The sequence below is a fragment of the Clostridium sp. BL-8 genome (assembly GCF_002006495.1).
Taxonomy (GTDB): domain Bacteria; phylum Bacillota; class Clostridia; order Clostridiales; family Clostridiaceae; genus Clostridium.
Map to the genome: position 1 here is coordinate 1 of NZ_LZZL01000024.1, position 19368 is coordinate 19368.

The 19368-nt window shown below is 28.6% G+C and carries 12 protein-coding genes; all 12 read right to left on the reverse strand.

The genetic code is table 11. The annotated features are described in order from the left end of the window. A partial coding sequence (locus CLOBL_RS10110; RefSeq protein ID WP_143323856.1) for a nuclease-related domain-containing protein occupies positions 1 to 763 on the reverse strand: 763 nt, incomplete at its 3' end. Between the two features lie 371 nt (positions 764 to 1134). Then, a complete protein-coding gene (locus CLOBL_RS10115) occupies positions 1135 to 1386 on the reverse strand; it encodes a hypothetical protein (protein WP_077858914.1) in 252 nt (83 codons plus the stop codon). A gap of 315 nt (positions 1387 to 1701) precedes the next feature. Next, entirely contained in the window at positions 1702 to 2475 is a 774-nt protein-coding gene (locus CLOBL_RS10120; protein ID WP_077858915.1) for a hypothetical protein, read from the reverse strand. A 579-nt stretch (positions 2476 to 3054) separates the two neighbouring features. After that, positions 3055 to 3741, reverse strand: coding sequence for a metallophosphoesterase family protein (locus CLOBL_RS10125; RefSeq protein ID WP_077858916.1), 687 nt, complete (start codon positions 3739 to 3741; stop codon positions 3055 to 3057). A 28-nt stretch (positions 3742 to 3769) separates the two neighbouring features. Beyond that, positions 3770 to 6007, reverse strand: a complete 2238-nt coding sequence (locus CLOBL_RS10130; RefSeq protein WP_077858917.1) for an AAA family ATPase — start codon at positions 6005 to 6007, stop codon at positions 3770 to 3772. A 236-nt stretch (positions 6008 to 6243) separates the two neighbouring features. Beyond that, positions 6244 to 6909: a hypothetical protein gene (locus tag CLOBL_RS10135; protein ID WP_077858918.1), complete on the reverse strand. Its 666-nt coding sequence runs from the start codon at positions 6907 to 6909 to the stop codon at positions 6244 to 6246. Positions 6910 to 6948: 39 nt separating this feature from the next. Next, positions 6949 to 7929, reverse strand: coding sequence for a WYL domain-containing protein (locus CLOBL_RS10140; protein ID WP_179117728.1), 981 nt, complete (start codon positions 7927 to 7929; stop codon positions 6949 to 6951). Between the two features lie 95 nt (positions 7930 to 8024). Beyond that, entirely contained in the window at positions 8025 to 8225 is a 201-nt protein-coding gene (locus tag CLOBL_RS10145) for a hypothetical protein (protein ID WP_077858920.1), read from the reverse strand. 334 nt (positions 8226 to 8559) lie between these two features. Then, complete coding sequence (locus CLOBL_RS10150) at positions 8560 to 11967, reverse strand: UvrD-helicase domain-containing protein (protein WP_077858921.1); 3408 nt, start codon at positions 11965 to 11967, stop codon at positions 8560 to 8562. Then, positions 11967 to 15281: a PD-(D/E)XK nuclease family protein gene (locus CLOBL_RS10155; protein WP_077858922.1), complete on the reverse strand. Its 3315-nt coding sequence runs from the start codon at positions 15279 to 15281 to the stop codon at positions 11967 to 11969. Before CLOBL_RS10155 ends, CLOBL_RS10150 begins: the two co-directional genes overlap by 1 nt. Beyond that, positions 15278 to 16912, reverse strand: a complete 1635-nt coding sequence (locus CLOBL_RS10160; protein ID WP_077858923.1) for a DUF2357 domain-containing protein — start codon at positions 16910 to 16912, stop codon at positions 15278 to 15280. The genes CLOBL_RS10155 and CLOBL_RS10160 overlap by 4 nt, the downstream gene beginning before the upstream one ends. Further along, entirely contained in the window at positions 16887 to 19139 is a 2253-nt protein-coding gene (locus CLOBL_RS10165; protein WP_077858924.1) for an AAA family ATPase, read from the reverse strand. Before CLOBL_RS10165 ends, CLOBL_RS10160 begins: the two co-directional genes overlap by 26 nt. Positions 19140 to 19368 lie beyond the last annotated feature (229 nt).

Sequence of the window (19368 nt, forward strand, 5' to 3'; positions counted from 1 at the left end):
AAATTCCATATTTTTTCTTATAATCAACGACATATTCACTATTATACTTAAGTAGGGCATTGGCTACCTCATACATGCTTGACTCAGGAAACCAATGACAATTTGCATTTGCTATGTGTAATTGGTTCATTTTATTTATAAGCTGATCATGTTTGATTATATGCTCCTTTAATTCTTTTTTAGCATATTTACTATTTATAACCGATTTAGAATTTGCAACTGTTACTACATGCTGAACCATACCATAATCACCTTTACCAAAAAACTTCTCTTCCTTTAATATATCTCGTATAATCTCAACATGCCTCTCATTTTGAACTATTGGACTATACATGCCTTCTTTTTTATATACTTTTCCATTTGCACTTTTAAAATATCTAATGAAGTCTCCATTGTTTGTTATCTCTATATCTCCAACCATATTCTTGCACTCAATTATTAAAATAAATCTTTGATCTATTACAACATAATCAATTTGTGCAGTAAGATCTTTATACTTCAAATATAAATTATGTAAAATCAATATAGGCATATGACTATTCTTAAGCTCATACGCAACATTTCTCTCACCAATTAATCCATAAGAAAGTAACTTTTCATCTTGCTCAATTTTGCCCATAATTTCCTTTGGTGCTATTTTTAAAAGGTCTTTTAAATCATTAAGCTGCTTATCATCTTCCTTAAATTCTTTGATAAAGCTTGGCTCTCTTAAATTTGATGGTTTGTTTGTTATAGTTTCTTTTAATGTTTCTAAAAATCCCATATTATCACCTTTTAATATTCATAATTATTGCTTTTCATTTTAGGTATATTTTACCATAATAAGTCTGTTTATTACAAATATATTTATTTTTAAATATAAAAAGCCATCTCTAGAAAATAATTAAAGCTGAAACTTTCTGAATTTAGAAAGCCTCAGCTTATTTAGGTTATATGCTTTAATTTTCTTATCATTTGAAAATATTAATATTTGTATATATTCTTTTTTCACAATAGGGACAATATTCTTCCTGCTCAACAGCTAATATATTTTCTTTAATTTTATTTCTAATATCATACTTATTGTAATCTGCCCACGATTTAAGAATATGTTTTTTCTTATATTATAATAAAAAGTCAGGTTCTTGTTCTTTATTAATCTTTAGCATTCTTTTTGTTCCTAACTGATATATCCAATCTTATTCTCATAATATCTTTATCTAAATCTCCTAAATACACTCTTAAATAATCAAATAAATTTTTGAATTCTTTTGTGCCATATAAGTTTTTATTTAAAAGATCATATACTTTGTTTAACTTATCAGTGATATCTTCATTTCTTAAACTATCTAATTTCATAGTTGTGCTTAGGATATTACCTATACTTTTCCCATAAGTTTTACTCAATTTATCATTATCATATAAATAAATTTACTTTCTCCTAGAACTCCTAAATGATACTAAATGTCATATAATATTTCGGCTATTTTATTTTTTCCTGTACCTCTATTACCCACAGTAAGAAATATTTTATTTTCAAATACATAATACATCATATATTAGGATATTTTTTCTGCTTTAATAAAAATTTCGAAAAAATTTAGAGAAATAATTAATTGAAATTTATTAAAATATAATAAATCTTCTAACATTTTGTCTTTAAATTACTGTCATTTCCAATATTTCAGCTGTTGAATATAAAGTCTCATATTGATAAACAGATTACAACATTTTTCTAATTACTTCAACTACTTCAGAATTTTTAGGTAATGCTATTCGTCCACTACCCAAAATTGATATTATAACTGGAACAGAATTTCCTTCAAACTTATATTTAAATAATCTAAATCTATATTTTCCAGTATTAGGATTTTTCCATTCTTTTACCTCACATGGTTTTAATCTATAATATTCAAAAATTGTAACCCAAGGAAGTCCAATTCCAAAAATATATTTCACCTTATTATGTTCGGCTATATATTTTATTGATTTCATTAAAAGTTCTGACGTCTTTAAATCACACATCCATTCCATATTGGTTTTACTACCAAAATTAAATTGCTTTGAATGATATGGAAAGAACTCCATAGTATGCATAAACGGTACTTCTTCCGGTGATACAATATTATTAATTTCTTCTCTTCTTTTTTCACGCCATTTATTACCAATTCTGTGAATTTCTTTTAATCTTTCTCCCTCTTCAAGATACTCTTTTCGCGTCCAATTTAAATAACGATCCTTATGAAATTTATTAAACATTTCATCACTACAAACATTTTTTTCACTGCTAACCTCGCCAGGATTAATTAATAAAAGCAATGCATCTTTATACCCATAAAAAGGTTCTGGACTAAACTGGCTTTGTATTTTTTCTTTTACACTCTTTGGAATTTCTCCTTCAACTTTTAAAATCTCCTTTATTGGATCTTTTGATTGATATATTCTCCTATAATATTTCAATAATTCTGATACTGGATTTTTTTCAATTTCATTCATTAGTTATTCCCCTTTTCGTAAAAATATTATAAATTTCACTTTTATGTAGTGATAATTATTCTTAATTTAATTACAATGAATCAACTTGTTTTTAATGGTCATAAACTTTTGCCATACTTTCTGCCATTTCCTTAATCTCTTTTCTAAGTTTCATAGGATCCAAGACTTAAGGTTCTCCTCCAAAACTCATAAGCCAAAGTTTTATTCAAAAAGTACTATTACAAATAAATTTATATATAAAATTCTCTTTATCTTGCTCAATCATCCTTCCTTCAACCATATTTCTTTCAGTAACTACCGCTTTACATGTATACTTGAATTTCACTAATACTCTTGTTTCATCCCCTCCATACATGCAACATGTTTTCTTCAAATACTCTTATAGACTCAACTTTCGCAGATAAAAATAGGCGCGAAAGCATTTATTTTCAATAAATAAAACAAAGAAAAATCCCTTTTAGTATAATAGAATTGCAAAAAAAACTTAAACCAAAGAAATGAAATGCAAGATATTAAATTTTACCGAAGCGTTACAGCTTATTATTGATACACTAAAAAATGTTTTATAAGTAAAAATACTTAATCTATTGATTTCACATAAAATTCTTGCTTGTCATCTAATCTTAAACATGCAAGTTTACCGCCTTCATGTTTTCCAATAAAGCAGCCGCAATCTATATAAATAGTACCCTTTCTATACAAAATCTTAACTTCTTCATCTCTTTTAGTTTCATTTATAACCTGCACTGGAGTATGACCACAAATAACTGTATAATCTTTATATTGTTTTTCTTCACCTATATTTTCTCTTCCCCATAAGCAAATATTTTCTTCTTGTTTATTTAAAAACACTTCTAATGATAAGTCATTGTAATTATCTATAAAATCTAAAGTAGAATGTACTAAAATATATTTGTCAATTACCTTAATCAAAGGTAAAGATGAAATATATTTATACAATCTTTCTGCATATTCAGTTCCTCTTTCCTCTAACTGGTCATAAGTAGTTTTTCCACCATTAAAAAACCATGCATATGGCTCATCTCCATTATAATAATCAATAAAAATTTCTTCGTGATTCCCTTTTATTAAACTTATATTGGAATGACTCATAATGTAATCAATTATTTCCAAAGGGTTATGCCCTCTATCAATAACATCTCCTAAAATAAATAACTCATCATCCTCTTTAAAATTAATTAAATCCATCATTTTTATGAACTCTTCATAGCATCCATGAATATCAGAAATTACATATTTACTCATAACATCTTCTTCCTTTTCTCATTAAATTTTATTTGATAAAGCCAATACATCTTTTTAAAACTACATCTTGCAATTCTACTATATCTTTTTCTTCATAAAGACTTTTAATATCTTCAACGTTTATTTTTAAAATATCTAAAACTTCGGTTAAGTTACATTTAGTTATTCTAATAGCCTGATGCATTTTTACACGTTCAAAGCACTTTCTCATGATTCTTGCATTTGCAAAATTGCTATATCTGTTTTTATAAATCTTAGTAACTATTTTCTCCATTTCATTTAAAGCCTCTTCATCTATTTTATACTCACTGTCATGAAAAAACTTTTTCCATATTTCAAGAAGCTCATTCGGATTATAATCTATAAACTCTAATTTAAATTGTATCCTATCCTTTAGGCCTGGATTCATATCAATAAATCTTGACATTTCTTTAGGATATCCTGCAAAAATAACTACTAAGTTTTCTCTTAAATCCTCCATTTTCTTTACTAATGTAGCTATAGCTTCATAACCATAATCTCTTTCAGATTCAGTGCTTAAAGAATACGCCTCATCAATAAACAGTATTCCACCTTCAGCTTCCTTTATCTTTTCAGCAGTCTTTATAGCTGTATGTCCTACATATTTTCCAACTAAATCTTCTCTAGAAGCTTCAACAAACTTTCCAGTACTTAATATGTTCATACTTTTCAATATTCTTCCCATAATCCTAGCAACAGTAGTCTTCCCCGTACCAGGATTACCAACATAATTCATATGAAGACAAAGCGGTTCAATTTTTAATCCTAATTCTTTTCTTTTTAGCTGTACTCCAGCATAAGCTGAAATTTCCTTTACTTTTTCTTTTACTTCACTCAAGCCTGTTAATCCTTCTAATTCCTTAAATGGATCGCCTTCATCATTAATGTCTGCCTTTTCACTTTCTAATTCAAGCATATCCTCAAATAAAAAATCTTCTCTAAAAAGACAGTTAGAATTATTTAAAATTCCATTATTTATAATTGCTTGTTCAACAATTCGTCTAGAAGTATAAACATTCTCAAAGATTTTTTTATCCTTTAAATATTCAATATATTTTAAGATTGTTTCTTCTGCCGTACTATCAATACTGTATTTTTCCTTTGCAGCAAATTTATTGATTAGTTCTAAAGTTTCCTTTTCAGTAAAATCTGATATATTTAAAGAGAAATTCATGTGCTTTTTAACTTTATCATTTTTTATAAGCTCATCTGTTCCTTCTATTTCACCAGCAAGAATAAACACAAAATTTTCTTTATAAGTTGAAAACCATTCATCAAGGGTAGTAAAGTTATCCCTTGCCCCACTTCTATTACTTGCAGTTATAAAATGTGCATTATTAATTAATATAACTCCACTTTGTGCATTTCTTATATATCTCTCTAAATTGTTTCCCGGATACACTTCCTTGCTGTCAAGAACAATAAATTTGCCTTTCCCTATAACTCCTAAATGATAATAAATATGATATAAAATTTTAGCTATTGTACTTTTTCCTGTACCTTTATTACCACTAATAGCTACATTGTAATATAGACCTGGATTTTTTATTTTTAAATTTACACATCTCTCATTGTTTCTTATAATAAATGAAGCTATTTCCTTAACTTGTTCTTTTGTATTATCAAGTCCAATTAAACTAGCTAGATGTTTTAATGAATCTTCGAGGTTTTTAAACTCTATATCTTCATCTTTATTATTTTCAGCATTTCTATCTAATCCATTTAATATAACTGGAAATTGCCTTTTAGGTTTCTTAATTTCTTCCACATCACAATTAGAATTACTTGTATCTTCTGATTTTCCATCAATACTATCTTTTAAATCCTTATTATTAGACTCAGAGTTTTTAATTTGTTTAGCTTTAAAATTCTTCTTTAGTAATTCACCAATATTCAATGCACCATCTCTAAACACAGTCCAATACACTTCTTCAGGTACAGTTGAAAATTTTTCAATAGAGAAATAATTCTTTTCCTTATCATATTCTAAATCATATAATTTACAGACCCTTCTTAAAAATCCACTTATAGAACTAATCATAAAATTATTAGATTTTCTTTTAGAATTAATCACAGTTAAAACTTCTATTTTCTCCCTCTCTACAGAACATATATTTAAACTTTTATTGTTATTTTTTTCTGAAAAGTCATATGCCTCACTAACAATCTTATCTAAATCCTCTACGAGATTAATCTCCTTATTAAAGTTTACAGACAAAGTAACCTTATAATTTCTTTTTTCCATAATACCCTCTCCCTTCGATTTTTAGACATGATGGGACCACAACTTAATCTAGGATTTTTAATAATAAATATTTAATTATCAAAGAACTATGCTTATATGATACATCCTGTATAGTGAAAAATTTTCCCTATTTGATTTGATTTAAAAAAATTAGAGAAATAATTTTTTTGAAAATTATTTCTCTAATAATATATTGGGGACTTTCTATTTATTCTAGTTAGTCATATTTACTATCTCTAAATTTCAGTAACAAACCAACCTATACGTCCTCTATCTAGATCAGTTAAACCTTCATATAAATTATTTTCTATTAAATAAGTATCAGTCATGCACCTTATTTGACGATGCTTCGCTAAATATCTATCATTCTTTAGAAAAGGATTATCTAATTTTTTACATACATTTTTAAGAGCATCTATATCAGCTATACTTGTATATAACTCTGTAAACATCATTAATACTAATCGCCCAGTTAAAATCTTAGGTCTTCCTAATTTAAATTCTTCTTTATCTACTTTTTCTTGTTTTTCTAAAAAATCTATAATATCGTGTTTAGATATGCTAAAATGCTCTTGAGCATCATCATCTATGTTAAACTTATAATAAATCATCTTTTCAAGTTCTTCCCTTATAGATTTCTTATTCAGAAACATTTTGAAATCATCAATAAAAATTTGCCCTACTTTTACAGAAGCAAAAATTTGTGCTTCTTTTGATAATGCAAAATCTATAATAAAATCTACATTATCACTTGCTTTCCATCTCCTTAATTTCCCCTTAAATTCATTAAGTGCAATTTCTAAATTTTTATATTTTAATTTTTGTTCCTCTGGCTCAATATATTTTAAATAACGATTATATGCCTCTTCAATTATTCTTTTTTGTTTATCTGTTAATTTCATTCTTTTACCTCTTTCTCACGTTAATGTTATATTTTTTTATTATTTCATATATGTCTTTATCATATTTTCTGCCATTTCTTTAATCTCTTCCCTAAGCTCCACGGGCTCTAAAACTTCTGCATCTCCACCAAAACCCATAATCCAAAGCTTTATTCCTTTTGTACCATTGCAAATAAACTCATATATAAAATAATCTTTATCTTCCTCAACCATTCTTCCTTCGACCATATTTCTTTCTGTAACAACTGTTTTACAGCCATCTTTAAACTTAACTAATACTTTTGTCTCAGAACCTCCATACATATTCCAAGTTTTCTTTAAATAATTATTAACATTAAATTTTTCTTCTTTTATCCCTTCTTCATCTAATATTTTTACTTCTCGCATTCTATCAATTCTAAAATGACTTAAGGAATCCCATTCTTCACTTTTTGCAATTATATAAAACATTCCTAGATTAGAAGCAAAACTATATGGAGTTACTCTATGTCTCTTAAATTTTCCTTCAGAATTTTTATACATAAAAATTATTTTCTTTTCATCAGCTATAGATTTTCTTATTTGTTCCATATTATCTTTTATATCGTCATCACTGTGATTTTTTCTTTTTTCAAAATGGAGCATTTCTTTTAGTTTTTCACCTTCATTTTTAGGTAAAAAGTCCAAAAGATTATTTTTAATAATAGACATTTTATTCTCCATAAAAGATTGGGATTGAATTAGGGATGAAAGTATAATCATAACATCATCAGCGGTTATAGTGTTATTTCTTTTTAAGTTACCCAATATTCCATCATCCCTGACAAAATACTTTCCTTCTTGATTATCTCCTGCTCTCCTTTTAAGATAAATATCTGTTCCAAAATCCATATTTAATTCTTCAATATAATTTTCTATATTATCTATCTTTGTGCCTAAAGCATCACTAAGCTCACTTTTTGTAGTTGCTTGTCCTGATTTTATTAGAAAAAATGTTTCGACTACAATTCTTGCTTTTTTACAGCCTAATTTGTTTCCCATCTCCAACCCCCGACAATTTATATTAACAATCATTATACCACCTTGATCCTTATTATCCAATATTATCATTGCAGGAGGCAGGATTATAATCCTAATTATTCTTTTCTAAATGCTTCCCACACGCTACAAGAAGACGATTCCCACATTTCAATTCCTCTAAAACTTCCACTTGGCCCTGCACATTCTCCTTTTTCCTCTTTAGCATCAAAAAAATTTGCCATAAAATCAATGCTTCTTGCTCCGCACCAGTATCTACAAGATGCGCATACTTGTTGGTTACAACTCCATGTTGACATAATAATTCCTCCTATTTATCTCGCACTTAATTTACACCCTTAGTTTATACCTCAATATGGGAAGAATTTTCACAGTTAGGGTAAATGATCAGAAATTTTTAATATTAATTTTACTGTACTAATAAAAAAGCCAATTAAAGTAAATTTATTACTCTAATTGACTTCTTTAAACTATATTTAATCTATTATGTTATTTTAGATAGATTCTTATAGTAAATATTAATTAACAAAATACTATTAGTACTAAAAAATGGACCATCTCATGTTACTTAGAAAGGTAGACAGCCCATTTTGGTTTAATTAACAATTTATAATGTTATTATTATCTTAAAACTTATTCTGAGCATAGTACTTTATATTCACAAAAGTTGCATTGCTTGCCAATTTTACAATTATAATCGTTTATCTCATCTGTATCACGTATTTGTTTAAAAGTATTACGAAATTCAGCCATAAACTTTACTTTTGATTCATCATCATTATTAATTGAAATGTACTCACCAGAATCAAGTAAATATAGATATATTCCTCTAAGCTCTGGTTTTACACCATCATGCCAGTAAAGTTTCTCAAATACCTGAGCATAGAATAACATCTGAGGCATATATTTCTTTTTCAATTCCAATTTTGTTTGTTCATTTTGTACTCTGTTTGTTTTATAGTCAATTATATACGCATATACTTTACCACCTTCTTCAAATACATCGATTCTATCAAAAACTCCATCCATATATATATTCTCTTTATCAAGCTTAAATCTAAAATCAAGCTCAGCCTCAGTTTTTATCCTTATATCATAATCTATGCCAAGGTTCGATTCTATTTTAATGTAGTTATCTATATACCTTTTGAAATCTTCATATGTATCTTTTATTTGCTCTTCATTTCCAATTGAATATCTAGAAGTCAGAAGTTTATTCAGTAAAAAATAGGTTTCTTCCTTATTCAATTTATCTGAATTAGCCATCTCCAATGCTTTATGAATTACAATGCCTCTATCTGCGGCTGAAATATTCGCATTCATACCTTCATGGCTTTTCTGCTCTGTAAATTCAGATATGTCTTTTAATCTTAGCTTATGCCTCCAAAAATATTTTCGTGGACAATGCTTATATAATTGATACTGACTTATACTTGCTATCATTCTTTTATTAAACTCTAACTTATTAATGGAGCCATGCATTAACCCTTGCTCCACTTTACAAAAATTAAGTTCTCTTATTCTATCATCTATTTTATCTGATGTTATACCACTATTAATATCCTCATCCTTATGACCTTCTGTATCAGCTTGCAAAACATTAATTCCACACTTCTCTGAGTCTTTACTCATAGAGTAGTTTAATTGCTTCATAAATGATTTAAACTCTTCAAGTTTTGCTGCTTCTTCTTTATAACCAATAAGACCTAAATATTCTTCTGCTCTTGTACTAGCAACATAGAATAATCGTATCAGTTCTTCCCGTTCCTCTATTTTGTTCATATTATAGCAGTATCCGTAGAATGGATTTAAATTAACATCCACTTCTCCATCTTCTTTTAATCCAACTGCAAGAATACCAAATTCTTTATCATAAATTAATTTATCCTTAAAATGCTTTCCTGAATTGTTCATATCAGGAATTAATACAGCTTTAAACTCGAGTCCCTTAGATGCATGTATTGTCATAATCTTAACAGCATTAGAATCTTCTGTATCTAAGCTAGCATTTTCAACTCTATCTGAGTTTTCCTGAATTGTCTCAATATAGCCTATAAACTCTCTTGCAGAGTATATCAACTTTTTATCAAATTCCCTTGCTATTTGTAGTAGCTTTTCTATATTTCTGTACTTTTGCTGTCCCTGATTCAATGTAAGCATAATACCCATATAATCTGTTTTTTCAATTATATGTTTGAACATATCATATGTATTTAAAATGCCTACCATTCCTTTAAGCTCCCTCATTATTTGAGCAGCTCTCTTTAAAAGTTCGTATTCCTTATTATCCACATTAATCTTTTCAAGCGCTTCTATATAATTTTCGCTCTCTTCATTGTCCTTCATTACATCTATCAGCATATCATCAGATATTCCAAAAATAGGAGATCTTATTATCCCGACAAATGAAACTCTATCTGTATCATCAAATAAAAACTTATAAAGATTTATAATATCTTTTATTTCTTGATTATCAAAAAAGCCGATACCACCTAAAATACAGTATGGGATTCCTGCATTCTTTAAAGAATTCTCGTATGTTTGCAGGTTTGTTCTACTTCTCAATAATACTGCTATATCCCTAGGTTGAAATTTATATACTCCTTTTGGATCGATCAATCCCTTAATTGCGGATGCTAAGGCTTCAGCTTCAATCTGTTTAGCAGATTTAAAATGGTTATTATTTAGTTTTGCAATAACCTCATGAAGGCTTATACTATCGCCATTATTCTTTATAATGTACTTTTTGTTATTATTAAATTCATTATTTGCAGGAGGTTTATCATATAATATAAGTTCCACGTTCTTATCAACTTCTTCAGTTGTTTCACTGTTCTCTGGAAACTTAAGCATCTGATAATCATCAATTATATTTTTAAAGGTTGAATTCACAGTATTAATTATTTTAGGTTGACTTCTATAGCAATAAGAGAGATATTTCACAGGTTCTTCGTCATCTACTGACTGTTTTTTCAAATCTTCACATACTTCATCAAAGACTCTATAATCTGCTCCTCTAAAACGGTAAATACTTTGTTTGATGTCACCAACTATAAATAACTTCCCATTAGGAAAACTTCCATCTATATTCCTTGTAAGAAGATATAATATCTTTTTCTGAACACTGTTAGTATCTTGAAATTCGTCTACCATGACATATTTAAACTTATTTCTATAGTAGTTATGCAAATTATCATTGCTTTCCAGAAGTTGTATTGCATACTTCTCCAAATCATTATAGTCAAGCACATTACTATCCTTTTTAATGTCGCTATATTTACTATCTAAAAGCGCTATAATATCCGCAATTACATTTTCAATATTAAACATACTCTGAAATTTAGCTTCAATATTTATATCAAATTTGTTTTCAACATCATCGTTGCATTTCGCTTTTCTGTTTGCAAGTTTCATATTCTCTTTAATTTCGTTGATACTTTTTTCATCTGATACACTTTTAAAATATATGCTGCGAACAAACTTCGCTAAATTACCCTTTAGTATAAAATCAATCCCGTATAAATCAATTATTGCTTTCATTTTTTCAGATTGGTAATCAGTAAATTCTGCAATAACTTCTTCAATTAATTTCTTTACCAGTAACTGTCCATCTATATCATCTATAAGAGCAAAATCCGGATTTATTCCAATAAGGTACCAATTTTCCTTTATAATTTTCTCACAAAAACTATGAAATGTGCTGATTCTTGCATCAGTAATCCTTTCTTTGAAACTAATCCATCGAGAAATTTCTTCCGAATTTGATTTCTTATTTTCTTTAAACCATTGAATTATTTCATCAATATTCTTCCTAACCCTCTCTTTCATTTCAAGGGCAGCTTTTTTAGTAAAGGTAATTGCAACTATGTTATCTAAGTTTGTAGATTTATCTTCATGAAGTATTCGGATAAAGCGTGTGGTTAAAACTCTTGTTTTGCCTGATCCTGCTCCTGCCTTTAATGCTATATTTTTATCAATTCTGCTTGCTTCCCTTTGTTCTTCATTTAAGTTTTCTAGCAACCTAGCCGTAAACTGTTCCATCACTCCACCTCTTTTATTTTAATTTCAAGCCTCTGCTCGTTATATCGACAAATATGGCTAAATTCACAGCTAATAAATTCATTATCATAAGAACTGCACTCGAAAGGCAATGTAAAATTTCCTGATTCAATATTCTTAATTGCTTCATAAATCTTACTACTTAAAAGCTGTATCAAGGTATCAAAGCTTAGTTTGTTCATACTATCTCTCTTATGAGTCAGAATGTCCTGACAAACATCTAGGTACATGCCTTCTTTAGAATAATCATCTATTTTAGCTGTAACATGCTTATCCTTGTAGCTATAATAGAATAAACCCAAGCATTTTGGATTGTCATGTTTTATCCACTGTTTTTCATACTCAAATCCTTCTTTTAAAAGCCTCATTATAATAAAATAATAAATTGTTAGTTGAAGATCCTTACCCGTAACAGAATCTTTAAATTTTGAATCAACGGAACCCTTATAATCATATATAACAAAATTTCCGGTAAACTTGCCATCATTATTAAATTCTAAATCTATCCTATCAATAAAGCCTTTAAACGTATATGGTGCAAAACTTTCACTATCCTTAAAACCTAGTTCGAAGATATATGGCCTCAATATAGCATTTTTTTGAGACTTATAATTATTTAACATCTGCGAATCCTTTTCTACAAATGAACCTAACTTATTAAAAAGCTCTTCGCAATATTGCTTAAGAACAAAATCATTCAAACTAGTAAACCCAGCTTTGGCTATTGCTTTATCAATGCAATTCCGTAACCATTCTTCATTTACAGCATACTTTTCAGTTTCAGCATCATATATTCCATTAGAATCTCCACATCTATAATACATTTCTAAAATTGAGTGAATCAGTGTACCTCTGCTTCTTGGATCTAAATCCTCTTCTTCTTCGAAATTATTCAGTTTTAGCATATTTTGAAGATAGAATTTAAAAGGACATTTTTTGTAGGTATTTATCTTTGAAGCACTAAAATGTCCAAGAGAATTTAAATCTATTTCATTACTTAACCTACCATCAAATTCATTATACTTTTTATAATAATCTCTGCTGTGCTCAATTTTACCAAGCTGAATAATAACTCCAAGATTTTGTTTGTGCTCCTCAACTAAACTATTATAATTTTGGCTTACACATGAAACATTGTAATCTCTTTCCTGCCATATACCTTTAAGAATATTTTTATTCAATTCGTTTGGACTCCAAACTGCTTTACTATTAAAATCAAATCTGTTTCTCATTGCTATCTTTGGTTTTACAATATTTTCTATTGCTGTCTCAGAAAATGCTGATTGAACTTCATCAAGGAAACCGGATTTTATCATGTATCCGCCATCCTCCTCTGCGGTTCTATAGCTTAAATATAATCCCTTAACCGCGGAACTACAGGTTAAAATAAACCTGACTTTTTCTCTCTGAAGTTCCCAATCAAGGTCTTCTAAGCGGATTCCATAATTTCTGATTAACTCCAACTCAACTGAGCTTAGAATTAAATGCTTTTGGTTAAGTTTAGGATATGCTCCTTCATTAAGTCCCAATACAAAGATAAAATCAAAATTAACTCCTCTAAGCAAGTCAGGTTCTATAACTTTTACTCCACCATTAGCTCCTGAGAAAACTGTATAATGTGCACTATTGGCTATATTCTCTATAAGTTCTATATAACGGCTGCAGCTAATATTCTCATCAGTTTTAGTAAGAGCAAGAATTTCATTAGCTCGTTCAAAAATATTTAATATTTGTCTGTAAACCTCAATATTTTCACGGTAAAACATAATATCACATTTTTCTTTATAAAGATCCTTTATCTTTTGAGCAATCATAAAACTATCGATTATTTTAATACAGAATTCAAAACACTCTTTTGCAATTGCTTCCCTCGGAAAATCATTATTACTCTTATAGAAAAAATTTATTATCTCTTTCACCTGAGTAATAGTCTCAAGCTTAAATTCATATTCAACCATATCTTTACTTTCACCAGTTGACTTAATGTTATTTATTATCTTTTCAAGTGAAGCCTCATAATTAACGGTATCTTTTAGATTCTTAACAACATAAAGATATTCCTTGGCAGTTTCTTTAGAAGACTGATAAAAATTAAAATATGGAGATAATATAATATCAACAAATTTCTCCTTGTCAATAAAGTTATTAGCTTCTGCCTGCTCCACCAAATGAAGAATTTCAATCACAAGCCTAAAAATAGGATGACTGCTTATACTTTTATTTTGAATATAATCAAGTTTTATGCCTAATTCCTTAAAAACTTCAATCATATAATCTTCATATTGCTCAGCATCGTTTACTACTATAGCTATATTTTCCAGACTTTCCTTTTCTTCCATTACAAGTTTCTTTATCTCTCTTGCTGTTTGACGCACTTCATCCTCAATACAGGGAGCATTCAATATTGCAATACTTTCCCCTTTAGAAATTCTTTCGGTGCTTAAATTAAATAGTCCCTGTGATAAAACTCTAATGCTTGGATCAATTAATAATTCAGAAGTTGAAATCTGTTCCTTTTCAATAAAACCCAAACCTAAAAGGTCTTTTACAATATTCTCTTCAAGAAATGCTTCAGTACTATCTGTCCTAAATGGAACACTGCACCTTAAGTTGATTTCAGAAAAACTTTCCATTATGGTCTTTATTAAACTTACATTTATAGGATCAATATTTATAAAGCCATCAATAATAAACTCTTCCACACCATCCATAATGCCACACTTTCCAATTTCCTCGCATGCAATAAATGATCTATCATCAACATCTGTAAGCTTTAATGAAATGAGTTCTCTTCTGTATAACTCATAAATGTTATAGATATCTACAAATTTATTTATTGTATAGTTATCTACCGTATTATTTTTAAACTGATCTATGATTTTCTGAAACTTTTCTGGGGTGATGGCCTGCCTTTTAAATAATTTAATTAAATCATAGATAGAATTTACGAGCCCTGATAAATTATCTTCTACCTTTAAAGACTGAAGTTTTCTGTCTTCGCTTAACTTGTCTATAATCCTTGTCAGTAATATAGCAGCTTCATCCTTACTTATAACAGTTAGATTATTATTAGATCTTTCAAATATCTCCATCTCCAAGTCATCAAATCCACATATAGTGATATTCATCAATCCACCTAACATTCCAATAACTCTATTTCGGACATCAAACATAACTTCACGGGATGGTGCAATATATATAACTTTCTTACCTTTTTTTATTGCATTAATTGAGTGCTCAATAAGCTGCTCTCGAGAATTCGTGTATAAGGGTAAGTAATGCAATTCTCTTATCATAGTATCACCTCTTCAAAATGTAATTCATTCCTTATAAAATCATCTAGCCAATTTTCAAACTCATATAAATTTCCAAAGGGCATAAATTCGAAGGCACCCATTTTGTATTCTTTTCTATATACTTCCGAGAAAATCTCTTTGAAGTTTATTCCTTCTTGCTCTTCATTTATTTCATTAGAACCGTCATTATACTTCCTTTGACTATTAGTTCTAGGTGCCAAAATATATGCTTCTCTGACGATTCTTTTGTTACTTCTTTTTTCCACTATTCCATCTCTATATTTATGCAATTCTGAAAGTGCATTACCTAAATTACCCTGAACTCTGTATTTAGCATCAAGCACTATCATTTTTTCCCCAGTATCCAAGACAATATCCGGTATCATTTTTTGTGTAAAGGACTTATAAGGGGTTGTATCCCATCTAAATGTCTTCTGATATGTTAACTTCCATCCATTATTTAACTCTACCACGCAATCCTTATTCCTCGCTAAATTAAAGAAGATTCCTTCTCGTTTAACTATATACAAAGAACTTGTATCATTAATAAGTCCATTTTGTTCAAAGACTTTTAGTATTTTCATAAATGTCCATATCTCATACAAGTCATAAGTTTTTGTCAAAGGAATTTCCCTGCCTTCAGTATTTACATTATACTTCTCATTTTTATATAATTCATCAAACCATAACCACCACTTCCTATATAGTGGATCTTTTCTAAATACTTGAGTAATTCTTGGCACAATATGCTCGCTTGTAACCTCAAACAAAAATGTATTCTTAAGCCAATACGAAACTAAATCACCATACTTGTCTGCAAGTTTTGCTTTATTACTGTAACTTAATTTCTCTTGTTCATTATCTGATTTCTTATTAGTGAACCATCTGGCAAAAACATTCAAAAGAGCTTTAAGCTTTATTAATTGAAATTTAATTATACGATTTTCAAATGTATTATAATTTTCTGTCGCCTTACTTGTCCTCACATATCTTGGTTCTTTCCCATATTTATCCTCATATTTATCAATCCAATTGTTAGTCTGGTTGTTAACTTTTCTCACCTTATGTATTTTTATGAATTGCTCTTGTGGTTTTAATTGCTTTTTAGGCGCATTTTCAATGCTTCTAAATAATAATTGTAAATCAGAAAAGTGCTCTTCAATATAACTCCACAGTGGTTCATAATTATCCTGACTTCTGCTCTTAATACTAAAATTGTATTTTAACCCTGTATAACCAAAGCAAACATTAGCAATCTCATTTATATCTTCAATCATCTTTTCAAAATCCTTTTGTGATAGTTTTCTTTCATCACTATACACAAAGGATTTCCCTAAATAAAGCTGCTGCTTAGGATTATCAGCATCTAACAATTGAAAAATTATATTTCCAGTATGAAAAGGCAGTGTGAATTCACCATATCTTTCATTATTACTTAAATAAGCAGATAAGGATTCTTCCTCTATTTTAAATATTACTCTTTTTTCTGTAATGTACTTCCATTTATAACTTGCAGCTTCCCGAAAAAAACGGCCATTAGATTCACACACTTCTTCCAGCTTAATCCAATCACTATTTTCGGCTTTTATATATATATCTATACTGTTAATGCCAGAATTGAGTTGTTCCATACGTCTCTAACTCCTGTCTCATTCGTGCTAAATGAACTAATGTTTTTGAGTTTTCTTTAAATCCACAATTATTTTTTAAATACTCCCCAAGCTCGACTAATGTTGATTCAATTCCAGCATCACCTCTTACTTTAGGTAAAACTTTTTCAGTTATGACACTGTCAAATGCTTCTGTTCTTGACATGCCATCCTCTCCTAATTGCAGATTTCCATACATTTTATAAAGCATTTCGCCTAGTGAACGATATCCAAAATGAAGCCCTTTTTCTTTAAGTATCTCATGAATACCCTGTATCCATAAAAATTCTTCAGATAATTGTTGTTTTAGATTTTCATTCTCTTCCTTAGCCCAATATGTTTTAAAATCTACTTCTGTAAAAGTCATAACAAAAGCTCTATCTAGTACTTTATCTGAGATACTATAAGTTGTCTCATCAGTATTCACGGTACCAATTAAATAAAAATTTAAAGGAATAGATATCTTCCTTGGGATGCCATCTTTTAATTGCTCTTCATTATGAAGTGTAACTTCTTTTCCTGACTCTACAGCACTTAAATAATCACTTAAATAATATTCAACCCTTGCAAGATTCATTTCATCCAGTACTACAAAATGAGGTTTTTCACGTTCTTTTTCTGCTCTTAAAATCATATCAAGAAAATCAGTTTTGATATATTTTTTGTCCCTGTTATTATAATACCCGAATAAATCCGTTGAGTCTGTCCAATCCGGTTTTACAGGTATTATTTGAAGATATTTGTTATCTTTACTCTCCAAATCTATTCCATAAACTGCATTGGCATATAGACTACATATCTTAGTTTTTCCTGTTCCTGAAATTCCGTTTAATATTACAAAATGCTTAGCTGTATTCTTCTCCTTATTAGTTAAGCAAGTCAAATTTAAATGAAAATCTCTTATAATACTTTTTTCAAAAACATAAGGACTTTGTTCTATGGCCCAATAGATATCTTTAAATTTCATACTTAGGTCAGAATAATCTGAAACCATTTCATCTTCATTATCATTTTCGATATTCTCTACTATTGTAGAATCTAAAGATGGTTTTTTAAGCAATTTTATTATCCCTTTACCATCAGCAATCAATAAGGCAGCCTTTACCATATTAATTTTAATTTCTTCTATTGATTCGGTGAAATTTTGCTTTATATTGCTATATGTGCCAATATAGTATGCCTTTTCATCCTTATTGAAATTATTACTTTCTAATGCTAATTCTATGTTTTGCCTGCTATCTCTAAAATTACCATAAATATAATATCTACATACGTCTTCCGATAATAACTCCGTAATATGATTGTTTAATACATCTTTATTACCATACTTAAGTTGTATCATTCCATGTGGTTCTTTCGCAAAATACAAGACATATTTTATTGTGCATCTATAAATCTTTTGATTATTACTATACAGAAATACATCTTGCTCAAAAGACTCTTCTGAAATCCCTTTTTTCCTCTTTGGAATCTGGAAATCAACATCATATTCATATCCAAATAAACTTTTTATTTTTGTTTTTCCTGTGTGATCCTTCAAAAGCGAAATTAAATTTATTACTTTATCTCTTTTTTCCTGATCAGAAATTATGTAATTTCTAATAGGACTTAAATCATTCCATACATTTTGAATTACTTTAAGTATTTCTTGTTCTGCCATAGAATCATCTATTGCTGATTGGTTACCAAAAATTAATACTGGTTTTCTTTTTTTCTCCCTTGGGTAATACTCTTCAAGATATGCTTTAAAAGTTTCAATATTTAACATTATTCTTTCATCATTTATAAACCCACAAATATTAATATTTTGTTGTTCTTTTAATTGATTTAACATTTCATCAAAATTCTTCTTGCTGTCCTGGCTAAATTCACCTTTGTTCTTTGCAAGTCCCTCTGCAAATCTATAAAATTCTGAATTCATATTAATATTTAAGCTATCTTCACTAAAATTAAACTCTATATTCAAATAATTTATTACTGTATTTTCATCCTGAATAGAACTTTGCTGTAATACAGCCCATGCCTTTTTCACGCTAACATCAAAACCACTTTTTATAGTGCATCGATTAAGTATAGGATTCTGAATCATATTTAAAAAAGAGCTTGCTATTTGCTCTATAATAGGTATCGCATTGTTTTCAACACTAATTCTTCTTCCCTCTAAATCTTCAATATCAAATATTTCTTTAAGTTCTTTAATATTAATCATATTATTACTCCTCGTATTTGCAAGATTGATTTAATAGTTACCTTCATTTCATATACTTATTATACTATAGTTCTAAGGAAAATTTTAATAATATAAGAAAGAAATAGAAAAAGTCATTCTTCTTTGAATGACTTTTTCTATTTCTGTTTGAATACTATCTCTTTAAGGGACTAAAATAAGGTTTCTTACCACAGCGCCTTTAACTTTATAATAATTATTAGTTTTTAAA